Here is a 16,793-nt window from a genome sequence, read left to right on the forward strand (position 1 = left end):
GGAGCGGATGAACCGAACCATCAAGGAGGCGACTGTCAAACGCTTCCACTATGAAAGCCACGAGCAGTTACGGGTGCACCTCGCCGACTTCATGGCGGCTTACAATTTCGCCCGTCGGCTCAAAACGCTCAGTGGCCTCACGCCTTACGAATACATCGCTAAAATCTGGAGTTCAGAGCCGGACAGGTTCATCGTCGATCCGATCCATCAGATGCCGGGACTAAACACCTAGTCGATCTACCGGTTGAATTTGAGATGCACGAGTTGGCGCTTCAGGATAATGAACGATGGCAGGTTCGAATGTGCCATAGCTTTTTACGATAAGTAGTGGATGAAAGCGGCATACCGATACCGGGCCTGCTGGCAAAAGCAATTTATGGTCTGCCAGGAGATGGTGGGGCCGGCCTCCCATCTTTTAATGACGAATGTGAAAGGACTATCTGCATACACTTAGAATTATATTCACTAAGCATACGGCCCTGTTTAAAGTCCACGAAATTGCGACCGCCTTTCTTGCGAGCGGCGATAAAGGATCTTAACGCCTGTTTTTGTGGCTCGGGCTCGAAAACACCTAGTCTGCAAACATCAAGTTCAAGCCAAAATCTCAAACGGAACGAAAGGCAGAAGCTGGGAAGCCAAAAGTTGGACGTGAATGTCCGGGACTGGGTCAGCGCTGCGCGAACCTGGCGGCGGCTTTCGACTAGACCCGGTCATTCCGCCGTCCATTTCCAAACGTCCGCTCGTGACACCAGCCGCCGTTTACAAATCGAGGAGATGACCATCGGCAACGCGCCCGATTTATTATATTGCATGAGAAGGGCGATACGAAAGGCTGTCACGCTCCTCTGCCCCATCGATTGATAAGTCCTTGCCGCCATTGTGTCACAACGGCAGCGTATGCGCTGTCCAAGAAGGGCGACGAATATGAAGCGCTGGTCCGTTATATCACTGATGATCTTCGCCGCGTGTTCGACGGCCACCCAGGGCGGACAGCAACTGCCCACCGGTCAATCGCTGAGCCCGCTTGTCACGCCCGGCGCGCGGTTCGACGCGCTAGTGACGCATGTCGGCCCGCATCCCGACTATGTCGCCGATGGTGCGGCGGCGATGGTCGTCAGCCCTGATCGGCGGCAGATGCTGCTGATGACCAGCGGCTTCAATCGTTACAATGGCGCCGACGGCAAGGTCGTTTCCAATCAGTCGCAGCAATACATCCTGCTTTACGCGATCGATGCGCGGGGCAGCCGACTGCGGCAGACGTTGCGCGTGCCGAACAGCTATTCCGGGATAGCCTGGTTGCCGGACGGATCGGGATTCGTGGTCGGCGGTGGCGTCGACGATGTGGTGCATCGCTTCGCGCGCCGGGGCAGCGCCTTTGCCGAAATCGCGCCGCCGATCACGTTGGGGCACAAGACGGGCAACGGCGCAGCGGTGAAACCGCAGGCGGCGGGCATCGCGGTCAGCGCCGACGGACGCAGGGCAATCGTCGCTAATTACTATAATGATTCCGTGTCGCTGATCGACCTAGCCGGCGGCAGCGTGCTGGCCGAACAGGATCTGCGGCCGGGCAAGATCGATTCGGCGAATATCGGCAAGCCTGGCGGCGAGTTCCCGTTCGCGGTGGCGTGGACGAGCGCGGGCGAGGCCTGGGTTTCGACACCGCGCGATCGGCAATTGGTCGGCCTCTCGATCAGCGCTGACACGCTGAAGGTGACGCGGCGGATCGCCACGATCGGCGAGCCAACCGCGTTGCTACACGACCGCACTGCGCATCGGCTCTACGCGACCGAAGACAACGCCGACCGGCTGGCCGTTGTCGATCTGGCGACGGGGCGGCTGATCGCCGAACCGCGCCTCGGCTTCCCCGCCGCGCTGGGCGCCGAGCCTGTCCGCAAGGGGCTCAATCCCAATGCGATCGCGCAGGCGCACGACGGTCGGCTGCTCGTGACGTTGGGCGGCGTCAACGCGCTCGCCGTCGTCGTCCCGACCGGCGCGGAACTGGCAGTGACGGCGCTGGTTCCGACCGGCTGGTACCCCAGCGCCGTCGCGACCAGCGCGGATGGCCGGCGGGTCTTCGTCGCCAATCGCAAGAGCCCGCCGGGGCCAAATCCAGCGGGCTGCGCGCCGAAGCTCGCGATCTATCGCGGCCAGCCCAACGCATGCGGCGCGGCGAACCAATATATCTTTCAGCTCGAAAAGTCAGGGCTGTTGCAGTTTCCGATGCCGACCGAGCGGCAATTGTCCCGTACCACACTGCAGGTCGCCGACAATGTCGGGCTATTACGCAACGCCGACCGTGTGGCCGCCGAAGCGCGGATGGCGGCGGTGCGCGCGCGGATCAAGCACGTGATATTCATCGTGAAGGAAAACCGCACCTACGATCAGTGCTCGGCGACCTCGAAGTTGGCAACGGCGACCCCAAACTGGCGATCCTCGGGGCGCGTCTGTCGCCCAATCACCACCAGTTGGCTCGCCAGTTCGTGACGCTCGACAATTTCTACGACAGCGGCGAACAGTCGAGCACCGGCTGGACATGGACGACCGCAGGCCGCGTGCCCGATCTCCTCGAAAAGACCGCGCCAGTGAACTATGCACAGCGCGGTCTCGCCTATGAAGCGGAGGAGGCGGATCGCTTCGTCTACACGCAGCAGACGATGGCCGAACGCCAGGCCACCAACCCGGCGCTGGCCAAGGATCCCGATCTGATGCCCGGGCCGGCACTCCTGACCGCGCCCGATGGCAACGGCGATGATGACGATCGCGGCCAGGGATTCCTGTGGGACGCGGCGATACGCGCCGGGCTCAGCGTTCGAAATTACGGCTTTTCAGACGCATCGATCTATGACGCGGGCGCGCCGGGCACCGTGCCCTTAGTGCGCGAACCGGCCAAGACGAAGACACGGATCTACACGCCCGGAGACCGGTTGCTCGCCAGCCGCAGTGACCCCTATTTTCGCGGCTTCGACCAGAAGATGCCCGATTATTGGCGGATGCTGGAATGGCAGCGCGAATATAATGCGATGGCGACCGCCGGCACTCTGCCGACATTGACCTTGTTGCGTCTAAGCCATGACCATTTCGGCGACTTTGAGGACGCGCTCGACGGCGTGAATACGGTCGAAACCGAAATGGCCGACAACGATTATGCCGTCGGCCGCGTCGTGGAAGCCGTCGCGGACGGGAAGGCGCGCGACTCGACGCTGATCTTCGTGATTGAGGATGATGCGCAGAACGGTGCGGACCATGTCGATGCCCGGCGCAGCCTGGCGTTCGTGGTGGGGCCAATGGTGAAACAGCATGAGCTAATCTCGACTCGTTACACGACGATCAACATGCTGCGGACGATCGAGGCGGTGCTCGGTCTGGCGCCGCTGGGCCTTAACGATTCACTCGCGATACCGATGGCCGATCTGTTCGATCCGGCGACGTCGGCCTGGAGCTTCCGCGCGACCGCGTCCGACGTATTGCGCGATACGAAGCTGCCGATCGAGGTGGAGCGTTTCGTCGCGGCCGCATCGGTATGCGGCCCCCTGCACGACTCCGAATACTGGGCTGCGGCAATGAAGGGGCAGGATTTTCGAACCGAGGACCATCTCGACACGGCGAAGTTCAACGCCGCATTGTGGAAGGGGCTGGGGGCTGGGCCGGAGCCGGTCAATCGGCCTAGCACAGACTTGCGCGCCAACCGCCGTTTCCTTGTCGACGGCGCTGACACCCATTGCGGTCCCGCCTTCGCCGCAAAGTAAGCCACGCTGTCAGAGCACGGATGGCGGGAAAGTCCCAAGAGGCGACGACAGTAGTCGACCAACTCAGGCCGTTCCACGACGCGTGCGTGAATGACTACTCCTGCCGGAACCGGCCGTTCCCTTCACATTGAGCGGTCCGGCCGCAGTGCCCCCAATTGTCGCCGTCCCATCGCTTTGCGAGACATCCCAAGAGCCGCCCGATAGCGGGTAGCGATCTAATCGCGGCTCGATGCCGCGGCAGCACCCCAGTCGCTCATGCCCTGCCGTCGATCAGCACTGCCTGCTGTCATCGGCTTGGCGCTTGATTAAGTGCATGCAGCCTGCCCAGCAGCAGGGCTACCTCTTCGCCTCCAGAGATTCCTCTCGGGTGGGCAAGTCGACGGGACAGGAGTAGGCTAGATGGGCGAACAGGAGGCGGCGCATGGGCGATTGGGACAAGCGACATCGACGGAGCTTGATGGCGAGGCGGGGCGAGAGGGGTAGAGCGCTTCAGCCAATATCAGGTTGCCTCGATCCCGTGTCCAGGCGCCTGCCTGCTGTGGCCAATTGCCTACGGCCGCTAAGCCTCGGTGCGGCGATGCTGAAGCTGGTCGAGGAAGCATGAGCGTAGCCGCCGTCCTTTTGGCGTTGTCGGCGCCGCTGGCTGCTTCCGATCCTCCGCCGCCGGCTTGGCGGGGCGTCTGGAGCTGCACGATAGGCTCGCTGCCCGTGCGCGCGTGCCTGGCCCGTGTTGGCGACGCCTATTCGTTGGGCTCATATTACTACCTGTCGAAGCTACGTACGATCTCGCTGGATCAGCAGGGCACGAGCAAGGTCTGGTTGGAAGGATGAGCACTTCCGCGCGGGCAGTCGCAACCGCGCTAGACCTTCGACACGGTCGGTGCGGGGCGGCTGTCAGGGACATGGAGTGCCGGCGCTCGGACGCTGCCATTCCGCCTCACGCGCGTAGCCACCCCGACCGATGAGGGGTCATGCGGTAGCGCGGCGTTCAATGGGCCGCGTTGGCGACCGCTGCGCCTCACCGCATCAATGAAGCGGCAGGGCGGCGTCACATATCGGGCGCTCTCCTACTCCGCAGGACCGGCGTTTCCAGATATCGCACTCGATGGATTCGAACTGCTCGGCGCCGATCCCGCAACTCGGCGCATCAACGCGGAGCTGCACGCACGCGTGCCGGGCAAGACGGAAGAGTGGCGTGGCTGCATAACGAACGGCCTAGATGCGCACGGCACCGACGGCGACTATCATGCTTCGCTGGCGCCAACCCTGATCACGTCACGCTGGCTTGCCGCCGAGCTTAGCGACGGGCGCCGCAGTGTATCTGGACAGCTGGCTCACCGGTGCCGCGCTCATCCGCGATCCGGCGGCCAAGAACACTCCAACCGTGAGCCCGTCCTTCCGTCGCTTCCTGCTAGCCCGAGCCGGCGAGATCGAGGCCGACTGCCGCGAGGCGCTGGACGGTGCCGACTATTGGGACATCGGCTTCGATCGCAAGGGGCTGACCTTCACGCCCGAACTAAGCCACGCCGAGCAAGCCTGCGCCGATCCGGTCGAGGTGACATGGCCGAGCCTCGCATCGTGGCTCAGCTCCGCCGTGCGAGCGGGGAGGGCGACCCTGGCACGATAGCGTGATCAATACGGCCAACTTGTGCCGAACTTCTCCGACCTGGGGCGGGACGTGTTGGAGCAGGCGAGGACAAGCTGCCCGTGCCGGTCGACTGAGCTGGTATCCAGCTCGACGGACTGGCCGGGCTCGACCGCTGCCTTTCGTGCGGGTCGTCGCTGTTCCGGTCGCTTGCAACGGCGCGGCAAGGTCGCTCGCAAGCGGCCGCTCGGCGTCGATGACGTCCAGGGACCTACCGTGGCGCCACGATTTCAGGCTGAGTTTGGCGACGAGTGCGAACAGTGCGCACTCTCCCGCCCCGTGCGTTTCGACAACGCGCGGCGCTCCTACTCGTTCGTTAGCAGGATACTCGAACCCTCGAATCTCAGCTGCTGCCGGGCGCCGACATCCGCCATCGGGCTTGCGAACGACGGCTTCTCTATCGGCTTGCATCAAGAGGCAGACGCCACTCTCCGCCGCCGCGAGTGCGCCGGTCGTGACGGATTGGCAGGCGACGAAGTGCAAATACTGTTTTCTGCCGAGCTTAAAGTCACCACACGGGGTTCGTGCTTCTCTCCGGGGTCGGCACGAAGCCGCCCCATGATGGGTAAGACAAAGCGGCGTGGATCAACCTTAGTAACGCCTTTATCGGTAGGCTGCGGTCGTTTCGATCTCACACCACCTTCGTCCCCGTGAGGACCTCTTCCTACCGAGGCAGAACCGTCAAAGCTCCTGTTTAAAATCGGGTCAGGCGGTAGCGACGGCGACTGCGGTGCCGGGTTCGCTACCCCAGCGGAAGTCGGTGCCATCAGTCCACATCCGGTGAAGCTCGACGGCCAGGCGGCGCGCAACGGCGACTATCGCCCGCCGCATGCCACAGCGCTGTGCGACTTTCATCCCCCAAGCCTTGAGCCAAGACCAATGCCGACTTTGGGTCAGCAAGACTTGCGCCGCTTCGTACAGCACCGTGCGCAGCATAGAGTCGCCAGATTTGGAGATGCCGCCGTCATAGTCGATCTCGCCCGACTGATGCCGTCGCGGTGTCAGCCCGACATGCGCGCCAACCGCCGTAGAATGAACGAACCGCTGAGGCTGGTCGATCGAGGCACGATAGGTGAGTGCCACCACCGGGCCGACGCCGGGTGCGGTCATCAAGCGCCGGCACACTGGATCGTGCCGGACCGTATCGAGCAGCAACTTATGGAGCGTGGCCAGCTGCTGGCGCATTACCCGCCGCCCCGTCAGCAACGGCTCGATGATCGCCGCCAGCCGCGGAAAGCCCTCGACCAGTTGACGGATACGGGCCTCATAGCCGATCGTGCTGACGACGCCGACCTTGAGGCCGAAGTTGCGCTGCGTGCCGCGCATGTCGGGCTCGATGTCGATCAGCTTGCGCTGCACCAGCTTGCAGCTGGTCAGCAGCATCCGCTGTTCCTGCGCGGCCAGCGTCTTCACGTGCACCGGCTTGAACAGGCCGACCCGCATCATCTGCGCAATCCCGCGGGCATCGTTACGATCGGATTTGTTGATTTGCTGCGCCTGCAACAGCGCCTTCATGTGCCAGGTCTCGACGCAAATAACCAGTAGGCCCGCCTCGGCGAGACCGTTCACCAGCCACTGCGACAACGGACCAGCTTCGATTCCAACTCTCACGTAATCACCACCGACTGACGTCAACAGGACGGCAATGTCATCCGGCTCGGTCGGCACTTTGCGCTCCCACACGACGTTGCCGGCATCGTCCACCACGCACACCGACGTCTCCTTTACAAAGACGTCCAGACCCACAAAATGCGCCATCGCTCACACTCCTTCCCTCGATGCACGAGGTCAGGTCGACCCTGGTCTAAGCAGCGTATGTTAAGGGGCTGCAATCTCACCATCTAACGTAAGAAATGCAGCCGCCGCGATACACCATCTTCGTCCCACTTCGCCTCATTCCTCAGCCGCTCGTACAGGCGTCAAGCGGACATGAAAGGATGTCCGTGTGTAGACGCCCCGCTGGATATAAGGGGTTTTCGAAGAATTTGTTCGCGCAGGTTCAGGTGCTTCCGTGTGTCCGGCCTGTTGATGCAGCCATCATCACGGCTGCTGGCCTGTATGGAGATCGCGCATCGGGTCCAGACTGAACTTGCGCGCTCGAGGCGCTCGGACATTTCCCTGGTTTTCCCAACCCCGTCTTCTGACCGTTGCGCGATACCTCTTTATCGACCTTCCTTGCGTACCTGACGCCTTAAGCCTTGACGGTTACACCGCTGCGGCCGGAGCGCCGTGTAAGGTGCCGCGGCGCAGCCGCAAACGCCGAAACGACGGGCTCTGTCTTGTGCGTTTGCAATGCATTGCACCTGTCGGATTAGCGCAATAGGACCGCAGTAGCAGGGCTCGGGATGCTCGCGATGAAGCTGTGTCCTGACCTGTAGCGTATCGCGTTCGGGAAGGTTGGCGTGTGAAGAGAGTTAACAAGATCGTCATTCTCGGGGGTGGCACCGCGGGTTGGATGACCGCCGCGGCATTGAGTGCGACCTATGGCGAGGCGGTTTCAATCAGCGTGCTCGAGTCCGATGCCATCGGCACGGTCGGGGTGGGCGAGGCGACGATCCCGACGATCCACTGGTTCAACGAGCTGATCGGGCTCGACGAAGCCGCCTTCGTTCGCGAGACGAGGGCAAGTTTCAAGCTCGGAATCGAGTTCGTTGATTGGACGCGCCCGGGACATCGCTATTTCCACCCGTTCGGGCGCTATGGCGTCGATCTCGGGACGGTGCCGTTCCACCAGCGCTGGTTGCGAGCGCAGGCCGATGGGCTGGACCGTCCGCTCTCGGCGTATTCGCTTGCGACGCAACTGGCCGAGGCGGGACGGTTTGCCAAGCCGGTCGGGGATGCGCGGTCAATTCTGTCGACACTCGGTTATGCCTATCATTTCGATGCGGGACTGTATGCGGGGCACCTGCGTAAGCTGGCCGAGGCGCGCGGGGTCACGCGGCACGAAGGCATGCTCGCGCGCATCGAGCGCGATTCGGCCACGTCCTTCGTGACCGCGCTCGCGACCGACCAGGGCGAGACGCTGGAGGGCGATCTGTTCGTCGATTGCTCGGGCTTCCGCGCCTTGCTGATCGGCGAGGCGATGGGCGCGCCGTTCGAGGACTGGTCGCAGTGGCTGCCGTGCGATCGCGCGGTCGCGGTACCGTGCGCGCGTCTGGCCGAGACGACGCCGTTCACGCGTTCGACCCGGCGCGACGCCGGATGGCAATGGCGGATCCCACTCCAGCATCGCACCGGCAATGGCTATGTCTATGCGAGCGCCTTCGTGTCGGACGACGAGGCGACAGCGACCTTGCTCGCCAACCTTGACGGGGAAGCGCTTGCCGACCCCCGGATGCTGCGCTTCACCGCGGGGTTCCGGCGCGAGGCGTGGCGCGGCAACGTCGTCGCGATCGGTTTGTCCTCGGGGTTCCTCGAGCCGCTTGAATCGACCAGCATCCATCTGATCCAGAGCGGGATCGCCAAGTTAATCACGCTGTTCCCCGACGCCGACTGCGACCCGGCGCTGGCGCGGCAGTATAATGCGTTGCTCGGGCGCGATATGGACGGGATACGCGATTTCCTGATCCTGCATTATCACGCGACGCAGGGGCATGACGCGGCGCTCTGGCAGCACACGCGGGCGATGGCGGTGCCCGAGACGTTGCAAAACAAGATGGCGCACTATCGCCGCACCGGGCGGCTGATGCTCGAGCCCGAGGAGCTGTTCCGCGAGGCTAGCTGGCTTGCGGTGCTGAACGGTCAAGGCGTCGCGGCGCAGGGGCATGTGCCGCTCGCGGATACGATCGACGGTGCGACCAACCGGGGGCAGCTCGACCAAATCGAAGCCGTTATCGCGCGGGCCGTCCCGACCCTGCCGCTTCACGATGCGGCGATCCGGGTGCTAACCGGCGCGGTAGCGTGAGCGGACCGTCGGTCGTCGCGCGACGGGTTGGCCGGGAGGGGGAGCCGATCGCGATCATCGACCATTTCGCGCCGGATCCCGACGCTTTGCGCCGGTTCGCGGCGGAACAGGGCTATGCTCCGGCGGGGCGGCATTATCCCGGGATCAAGGCGGCGCTTCCCGCCGACTATATGCACACGCAAGGTCCGCTGATCGGCAGTATCCTGCGTGAAGTGTTCGGCGTCACGGGGAAGGTGTCGATCCTCGAGGCCGACTTCTCGATCGTCACGGCGATGCCGACCCATTTGTCGATCGAGCAACGGCTCCCGCATGTCGATGCGCTGGAACCGGGGCGACTGGCGCTGGTTCATTATCTCGTCCCCGGCGGGACCGATGGTACGGCGTTCTACCGCCACCGTGCGACCGGGTACGAAACCGTCGATGCGACGCGCAGCGCGGCATATTTCGCGCGTCTAAATCGCGATCTTGCCGGGGGCGCGGTGCCGGACTCATACATCACGGGTGATACCGCGCTGTTCGAACAGACCGCTTCGGTGCCGGGGGTCTATAACCGCGCTTTGCTATATCGCAGTCGGATGCTCCACTCGGGCGCGATCAGGCCGGATGCCCTGTCAGACGATCCGGTGACCGGGCGGCTGACGGTGACCGGGTTCCTTTCGGCGGCGGTTTAGGGGACCTTTGAACGGGGAGAGATGGTGCGGATCACCCTCCACTCACCCGCGCGGCGGCTGGACCGCGAGATACACCGTGCTCCACAATTGCGCGGCGTTCGATTCATCGACATCGGCCTTGCCCGCGCCGAAGGGAACGACCTCGTAGCGCCCGCCGCGGAATGCCCAGGACCATAGCTCCGAACTCTGCACCGCGCGCGTTGCGCCGATTGCCTTCCACAATGCTGCTTGCGCCGTCACCAGCCGCGCCCGCGTCGCCGCCGGAAGGTCGGTCCGCGCGCGTTGCCGCTCGAGCCCCGCCGCGAGCAGCGCCTGCTGCCACGACCACACCACCGCGCCGTGATATGCCCCAGGGGTAAAGCGCGTCTGCGCTGCCGCGTCGGCAAAGGCGGCGTTGGCAACGACCAACCCGACGTCGGTCATCAGCCCGGCGGGGAAGGGCCGCATGATCGCGCCGACATACGTGTCGAGATCGGCCGCCGATGGCTCACCGAACAGCAGCGCGAAGCCTTCGTCGGAATTGAGGATCGGGACGGGCGTGCCATCGGCGTTCAACGACAAGGCGTGGAACACCAGAGGCTGCTGGCCGAGCGCCACGACCGGTGCCGCCGCCGGGACGCCGAGCGTCGTGGCATAGCGGCGGACCTGTGCGGTCGCCGCCGCGGCGGGGATCGAAACCTGGAACAGCGCGGGGGCCTTCGCGCGCCAGACGTGCGCGGCGGCGCCGACGGCTGCGAAGGCGGCGCGGTCGGCGGGCGTCAGGTACTGATCGAGCAGGCCCGCCCGTTGCAGGCGAACCGCCGCCTCGAGCGCTGCGGGCACGAGGGCTGCGTTGACGTCATAGGCATAGACGCCGCCGCCGAGCCCCTCGTTGCTGTCGCGCCATTCGCCTGTCATCCGGCCGGTCTTGATCGCGATCAGATTGCGCCATGTCGGCGTGGCGGCGAAGGCGCGGCTTTGCGCGAGCACGAAGCGCAGGTTGCGCACCAGCGCCGCGCCGACCGCTTCGCTCTTGCCGGTCTGGCTCTCGCTCGCCACCGGCGTGGCGAGATAGGCGCGGGCGCGCGCCTGCCCGGGGCCGAGCAGATAATCGGCGGCGATGGGGGCGAGCATGTAGTCGTCGTCAACCATGCCGTAGTCGAGGTCGGCGGCGGCACCGCTGCGGCCCGCCTTGCGGTTCTCGGCCACCGCGAACTCGCCGATCCCCTCCTCATGCGCGACTTCGCCGCCCGGCGACAGCCGCGCGATGATCGCGTTGAGCCCGGCCTCGATCGACCCCGGCTGAAGCGCGGGCATCAGCAGCCGCACCGACATCAGCGTGTCGCGCCCGAAATAGGTGTCGAACCGCCACGATCCCGCGAGGAACTTTTCGCGGTAGCTGAGGAACGCAAGCGCGTTGCGCGCGGCGGGGTCGGCGGCGGCGCTGGCGTTCAGCAAGTGTTCGAGCGGGATCGGCGTCAGCGGGGTCTCGCCGGTCAGCGCAGTGATCTCGATCCTGATCCGCCCGTCCGCGCCGGCGACGATGCCGCCCTGCGCGATCCGCCCACTAAGCACGCGCACCGCGAGCGTATAGCCGGGTGCCCCGTCGAGTCGATCGCGGCGATAGGTGATCGTGTCGCCGGTCATCGTCGGCGTCGCGGCGACGTCTGCGGGGAAGCGCCCGACCGCCTGATAGTCCCGCAGGAAGCGGATGCTGGAGAGGACTGCCTGCTTCGGCACAAGGCGCGGCGCGGCAATGCTCGCGATCGCGACGACGCCGTGCCGCGCACCCCGGTTGAGCGGCACGGGCAGGGTGTCGAGCCGCCACGTCACGGGCTTGGCGGTGGGCTCGAACCACAGGCCGACGCCGCTGTTGCCCGCAGGGAAGGCGACGAGAATGCGCGGGTCGGTGCCGTTGCGGAGGAGCAGATGCGCCGCTACCGCCTTGTCGCGAACGAACGCATTGAGGTTCCTGCCCTCGGGGACCTGATAGGCGAGCTCCGGGCGAACCGCCTGTTGCGCGACGCTGCCGCTCGCCAAGGTCACCAGCGCCACCGCCGACAGCCGCAACATCTCGTTCATAGTGCTATTCCTTCAGCAAACGGGCGGAAACGCGGTGCCGCGTTCCCGCCCCGTCCGTCCCGCCGTGTCGTTCAGAACTTCATCGTGATCGTGCCGCCGTAGGTCGTGCCGACAATCCCACGGGCGTAGAAATACCCGTCGGTGACCGCCTGCGTCTGCCCCTGCCGCGGGTTGCCCTCGGTCAGGCCGATGACGTTGAAAATATTGTCCGCGTTGAAGGTCGCCTGAAGGCGCTCGGTCAGGTTGAAGGTGATGCCCGCACTGGTCACGCCATAGCTCGGCAGCGCGACGCCATTGCCGGCATCAGCGAAGATCCGACCGATATACTTGTAACGCCCGTACACCTCACCCAGCCCGTGCGGGAGCTTGAACGTCGGGGTGATCGTGAACAACTTGGCCGGGGTGCGCTCAGGCCGGTTGCCGGTGAAGCCCGCCTGATCGGCACCGTCGATCTGCAGATTGACCAGCTTGGGCTCCTGCAACACGCCCTGCAGGTCGAGCGAGAACCACGCGACCGGGCGGATGCTGGCGTCGAGTTCGATCCCCTTGGTGGTGAGGTCGGCGTTGATGTTGCTCTGCACCGTCGGGTTGGTCGGATCGGCGAAATTGTAGTTCTGGTTCTTGAAATTGGTGCGGAACACCGTAGCCGACCCGCTGAACAGGCGGCCGTAATTGTAGCGAACGCCCGCCTCGTACAGCTCAATCGTTGTGATCGGATCGGTGGTATTGGTCTGGAACCCCTTGGCGTAGCGCGCATATAGAGCGAAACGGGGGGTGATCAGATAGTTGGCACCGACAGTATAGGCGGCCTTGGCGTGCGTGCGATTGAGCGTTGTGTAGGTTCCGTCGAAGGTCGAGCCCACCGTCCGCACCACGCCGACGACGCCGGGCTGGACCTGCTGGTTGACCATCGCGGCATTGCCGTCGATCGCCGTCGCGTCGTCATTCTCCCAGCGGATGCCGCCGTCGATATGCAGATCGCCGAACGAAAGTTCGTCGTTCGCATAAAGCGAGACCGCCGAATCCTTGCGTATCCGGATGCCAGCGCCCCAGTCGCCGTAGGATACTAGGCCGTTGTCGCTCAGCGTGCCGACCACCGCATTGGCGGCGTTGAGCGCGACAACGTCGTAGATGTCACTGTTAGTCTTGACATCGTTGACGACGCTTGCGGTTGCGGACTGATCCTGCTCGCGCTTGACGTTGTAGTACATCACGCCGACGGTGAGCGAGTTCTTGAACCGGCCGGTATCAACATCCCAGCGGCCGCCGATGTTGAGCCCGAAATCGCGCCCGTCGATATAGTCGTGGTTGAGCGTCGTGCGCTGCAGGAAGCCGTTGCCGTTAAGCGCGTTAAGCGTCGCGGCTTGATCCGATCCGATCAGCACCCCGGTGCGCAGGTCCTTAATCCCAAAATGCGTTGCGGTCGGGAAGGCAGCCTGCCCGGCGGTCAACAGGTCGTTGATCGGCGAGGACGCTCCCGGCGTCAAATAGGCTAGTGCGCTGGCAAGGCCTGCGTTGCCGGTCCCGGAACCGGGGAATAGACCGTTGAAGTCATACGAATACTTCAGATAACGTGTGTGCAGGAACAGGTTTATCGAATCGCTGGCAGGCTTTTCGATGTCGAAGCGGACCTGCGCAGTCTTGGCGACAATCCCCTGGTCGTAGCGGAACGGGCGGAACCCACTGGCGTGCGCATTGGTCGACACCGGCACCGCAATGTTGGTGAAGGCGTCGCCGCCAACATTGCCGAATTGCGTGTCGAGGCTGGGATACCGGCGGGCTTGCCGTTAGTGAAGCGATAGGGCTGGTCGGCGTAGAAGGCGTTCTTGACCTCGCCGCCCTTGGCGGACAGGCTCATGTAGCCGCCGCCGTCGAACTTGTACTCGAGCGTACCCTTGATCCGCCAGCCCGGATAATCGACCGGATTGTCGCGTACGCCGGGGTTCGACTGGACATAGCCGCCGACGCTGAACGCGAGCTTGTCGCTGATCGGCTGCGAATAATAGAAATCGCCGCGCTTCAGGCCGTAATTATACGCGGTCACGCGCGCCATGCCCTCGGCATGGTCGAAATTGGGGCGCTTGGAGACGAAGTTGATCGTCGCCCCCGCGCCGTTGACGGTGAGCACGCCCGACGACCCGCCCTTGACCGCCTCGAGCCGGTCGATCGTCAGATCCTGATCGAAAAAGAAGTCGGCCCCGCCGCCGCTGTACAGGATCGGCAAGCCGTCTTCCTGGAGCTGGACGAAGCGCTGTCCGCCGCCCTGCAGGCCGCGGACCGAATAGTTGTTCGAGACCGAACCCGCGGTACTTTCGACGAAGATACCGGGGACTAGCTCGAGCATGTCGGCGGTCGAGCGCGGGGCCTTGCGGTCGATGTCGGCGCGGGACGCGAGCGTAATGTCCGCCGACGCGGTAATCAGCGCGCGGTTGCGGCTGGTCTGGCCAGTAACGACGATGTCCTGATTGTCGGTTGCCGCGGGTGCCGCGCCGTCCTGTACCGGCGCGACGTCCTGCGGGGCGGCGGCGGGCTGCGCGGCGGCGGGGTCCTGCGGGGTGGCGGTTTGGGCCAAGACCGGGAAGGCGATCGTAGCGCTGCCAGCGAAAAGCAGGCTGCGGATGGTGACACGGTTACGCACGGGAATCCCCTCAGACAAACGGCCTTCTATCGAGGCCCACAAGACAATGACTGCATACAGATTCCAGGTTCAGCAATCGATTGCAATCGTGGAAGGCGCGAAGCGACTGATTGTGCGGCTTCGTTGCATTATCGCCACACTTCAAGGGATTCGGCGGTAACGTTCACAGAAACGCTCGTAGGGTGGCGGCCCTGTAAGGTCCTTCGCGCGACGCCCTAGGTCCGCCACGCGAACTTGGCGACCCGTATTGCTTGGTCATTCCCTCGCAGCGCGAGCGTGGACTAGCGACGTAATGCCTCATCGCCCTAAGCCCGCTTTTAGCGCCAGTCAAAAACTGCACCGGCTGCAAATTCCTACATTCAACCCTTTGTTGCGAGTCTCGGCGGCGGCAAAATGGCGCGTTTTGCCAAGATGAACAGATGTCTGAAGTTGGGAGTGGCGAAAGCACCACTGAATGTCGCTTTGTGGGTCCAAGCCGCCACAAAAGCTGCCGGCCGGCTGCCGCCCACTTGCAGACATTGGGCTGGGATGAAAGAACGCCGTTTAATAGGATCAATTGATCGGCCGAGATGTCTCACCCAAGCACGAATAATCTGATCAAGCTCCCATCTCCCTTACGGTTAAAGGAGTTGATGCAAGCTCTTGCGGCGCTTGACGCGATAATCTCTCCTGAGTGGGAATACCGCTATTTCTCCTTTAATTCTCGCTGGGGTGACGGCGAGATGATGGGCTCGAGGCGCAACGGCTCGGGCGACGAGATGTTTGTCCTTTTTAACGATACGGGGGCCTTCATTAAGGGTTTTGACCACGAACTCTGGGATGAAACCCTAAAATCAGATTATTTCTACGGCAGTGTGCCACCCGGTTTAATCGGTGGTACTACGGAGCCAGCATTCTCGCCGAACCGAGTTACGTTTTGCTGCTGGCGTACCACAATGAGTGATCACTGGGATCTCGCGCAAGTCCCTCAGCTTTTAGCGGTCGATGACGGATCAGCTGAGATGATGTCAGAACTTGATGACGATCCGGCCTCATACCTGTCATTCGCCCGCGACTATTATGAAGCAGAGTATGATGTTCGGTCGGTGGCGGCGATCTATCGCCACGCTCCAATGACCCTAGCGCTGGCCACGTCACTCAATTCGGCAACTGACTATCCAACGCTCATGCGAGATTTGTCTGAGATCGGCTATCCGATCCGTACCGGGTGAGCGTCCGCTCACCACCATTTATCGCCGTTCGCGGGGTGGAGCGCGGTCACGACGCACGAAAGCTGTCCGGCAGCTATCAAGCGCAAAAGCGGTCGCTCTCGAATCGACCACTTATCGCCGTTCAAGCCGTCGCTGATAGGCCTCGATAGCGGATGTTGCGCTTGCTGCCGCCTTTCGGTCATAGTTGGGCGAACGCCCAGATGATGGACCTGCGATGCCAGCCAAGGACGATTGCAACCAGCTACTGAATGCGGCGCTGCCATTCGCCGAGCAGATGCTGCGGGAGCATGGTGAGTTTTTGCCTTTCGGTGCCCAGATGCTGCCCGATGGAGAGATTGTATCCGTCGCGGTAGATGATGGCGAGGATCACTCACGATCACGGAACCTGATCGATACTCTACAAGCTGCTTTCAAAGCCGGTGCTGCCGATGGCGATTTCGTCGCGACAGCATTGGTCTACGACGTTCGGGTGGTGCCGCCGGGAGCAAGCGAAAAGACCGACGCAATCGCGCTAAACCTAGACCACCGCGCTAACTACTCTGTGACCGTTTTCTTCCCTTACGCTCTCAACGATGGAGAGCCTGAAATCGGCGACGCGTTTGCAAGCGGTGGAGACTATTCCATTTTTCCATCGCCCAGTCCTTTGCACGCCTGAAAGTCGAAGGTCCGCTAACCGGCCCCGCCTCGCGAAAAGCTGCCAGTCGCCTAACCACCAGGTTGTGCCGTTCATCTGCGAAACTGGCTTGCTCGCAATCGGCCGTTTGCCGAGATGAACGAGTGGCGGAAGTTAGGGAGCACTATGGGCGGCGTGAAGGTCTGACATTGTGAAGGATATCGGATGCCGGCAGGCGAACGATATCCTCCAAAGCAGGAAGCCGCGGGCCACGAGCGCTTACCTATGGGGATTTCGGTTTTCG

At 63.2% G+C, this 16,793-nt stretch carries 12 protein-coding genes; 8 read left to right on the top strand and 4 right to left on the bottom strand.

Translation table 11 applies throughout. The features are described from left to right. The 4 genes from RI03_RS03555 to RI03_RS03565 all read left to right on the top strand — a co-directional run. Positions 1 to 232 (top strand): integrase core domain-containing protein (locus RI03_RS03555; RefSeq protein ID WP_010215252.1); only part of this gene is annotated, 232 nt, incomplete at its 5' end. Between the two features lie 692 nt (positions 233 to 924). Next, positions 925 to 2,484 carry a YncE family protein gene (locus RI03_RS24485; protein WP_238542237.1) on the top strand — a complete coding sequence of 520 codons (1,560 nt, stop codon included), beginning with the start codon at positions 925 to 927 and terminating at the stop codon, positions 2,482 to 2,484. Further along, positions 2,466 to 3,746, top strand: a complete 1,281-nt coding sequence (locus RI03_RS24490; RefSeq protein ID WP_238542238.1) for a hypothetical protein — start codon at positions 2,466 to 2,468, stop codon at positions 3,744 to 3,746. The genes RI03_RS24485 and RI03_RS24490 overlap by 19 nt, the downstream gene beginning before the upstream one ends. 1,315 nt (positions 3,747 to 5,061) lie before the next feature. Next, on the top strand, positions 5,062 to 5,373 hold the full coding sequence (locus tag RI03_RS03565) for a hypothetical protein (RefSeq protein ID WP_010215255.1): 312 nt from the start codon (positions 5,062 to 5,064) through the stop codon (positions 5,371 to 5,373). Positions 5,374 to 6,096: 723 nt separating this feature from the next. On the opposite strand, the gene RI03_RS03570 is transcribed toward RI03_RS03565, so the two are convergent. After that, positions 6,097 to 7,149: an IS110 family transposase gene (locus tag RI03_RS03570; protein ID WP_010215256.1), complete on the bottom strand. Its 1,053-nt coding sequence runs from the start codon at positions 7,147 to 7,149 to the stop codon at positions 6,097 to 6,099. 646 nt (positions 7,150 to 7,795) lie between these two features. Here RI03_RS03570 and RI03_RS03575 point away from each other — a divergent pair. Together RI03_RS03575 and RI03_RS03580 are read left to right on the top strand one after the other, a co-directional pair. Then, entirely contained in the window at positions 7,796 to 9,295 is a 1,500-nt protein-coding gene (locus RI03_RS03575; protein WP_010215258.1) for a tryptophan halogenase family protein, read from the top strand. Next, positions 9,292 to 9,966: a DUF6445 family protein gene (locus RI03_RS03580; RefSeq protein ID WP_010215260.1), complete on the top strand. Its 675-nt coding sequence runs from the start codon at positions 9,292 to 9,294 to the stop codon at positions 9,964 to 9,966. Before RI03_RS03575 ends, RI03_RS03580 begins: the two co-directional genes overlap by 4 nt. A gap of 42 nt (positions 9,967 to 10,008) precedes the next feature. Here the strand turns inward: RI03_RS03580 and RI03_RS03585 are convergent, their stop codons facing one another. The 3 genes from RI03_RS03585 to RI03_RS24495 form a co-directional block, all read right to left on the bottom strand. Beyond that, the gene (locus tag RI03_RS03585; RefSeq protein ID WP_010215261.1) at positions 10,009 to 12,027 is read right to left on the bottom strand and encodes a hypothetical protein; all 2,019 of its coding nucleotides are present in this window, start codon (positions 12,025 to 12,027) and stop codon (positions 10,009 to 10,011) included. Positions 12,028 to 12,098: 71 nt separating this feature from the next. Then, entirely contained in the window at positions 12,099 to 13,733 is a 1,635-nt protein-coding gene (locus RI03_RS03590) for a TonB-dependent receptor domain-containing protein (protein ID WP_051007227.1), read from the bottom strand. Then, a complete protein-coding gene (locus RI03_RS24495) occupies positions 13,619 to 14,665 on the bottom strand; it encodes a TonB-dependent receptor plug domain-containing protein (RefSeq protein ID WP_238542239.1) in 1,047 nt (348 codons plus the stop codon). The genes RI03_RS03590 and RI03_RS24495 overlap by 115 nt, the downstream gene beginning before the upstream one ends. 632 nt (positions 14,666 to 15,297) lie before the next feature. Here RI03_RS24495 and RI03_RS03595 point away from each other — a divergent pair. Both RI03_RS03595 and RI03_RS23435 read left to right on the top strand, forming a co-directional pair. Continuing rightward, entirely contained in the window at positions 15,298 to 15,876 is a 579-nt protein-coding gene (locus RI03_RS03595; protein WP_051007228.1) for a hypothetical protein, read from the top strand. Positions 15,877 to 16,090: 214 nt separating this feature from the next. After that, positions 16,091 to 16,531 carry a hypothetical protein gene (locus RI03_RS23435; protein ID WP_138995601.1) on the top strand — a complete coding sequence of 147 codons (441 nt, stop codon included), beginning with the start codon at positions 16,091 to 16,093 and terminating at the stop codon, positions 16,529 to 16,531. The last annotated feature ends 262 nt before the right edge of the window (positions 16,532 to 16,793 follow it).

Origin of the sequence: Sphingomonas sp. PAMC 26621 (assembly GCF_000251145.1) — a bacterium.
Lineage (GTDB): Bacteria > Pseudomonadota > Alphaproteobacteria > Sphingomonadales > Sphingomonadaceae > Sphingomonas.

Coding starts and splice junctions, on each gene's coding strand:
- RI03_RS03585 (WP_010215261.1), bottom strand. CDS start 12,027: ATGAACGAGATGTTGCGGCTGTCGGCGGTGGCGCTGGTGACCTTGGCG.
- RI03_RS24485 (WP_238542237.1), top strand. CDS start 925: ATGAAGCGCTGGTCCGTTATATCACTGATGATCTTCGCCGCGTGTTCG.
- RI03_RS03570 (WP_010215256.1), bottom strand. CDS start 7,149: ATGGCGCATTTTGTGGGTCTGGACGTCTTTGTAAAGGAGACGTCGGTG.
- RI03_RS23435 (WP_138995601.1), top strand. CDS start 16,091: ATGCCAGCCAAGGACGATTGCAACCAGCTACTGAATGCGGCGCTGCCA.
- RI03_RS03595 (WP_051007228.1), top strand. CDS start 15,298: ATGCAAGCTCTTGCGGCGCTTGACGCGATAATCTCTCCTGAGTGGGAA.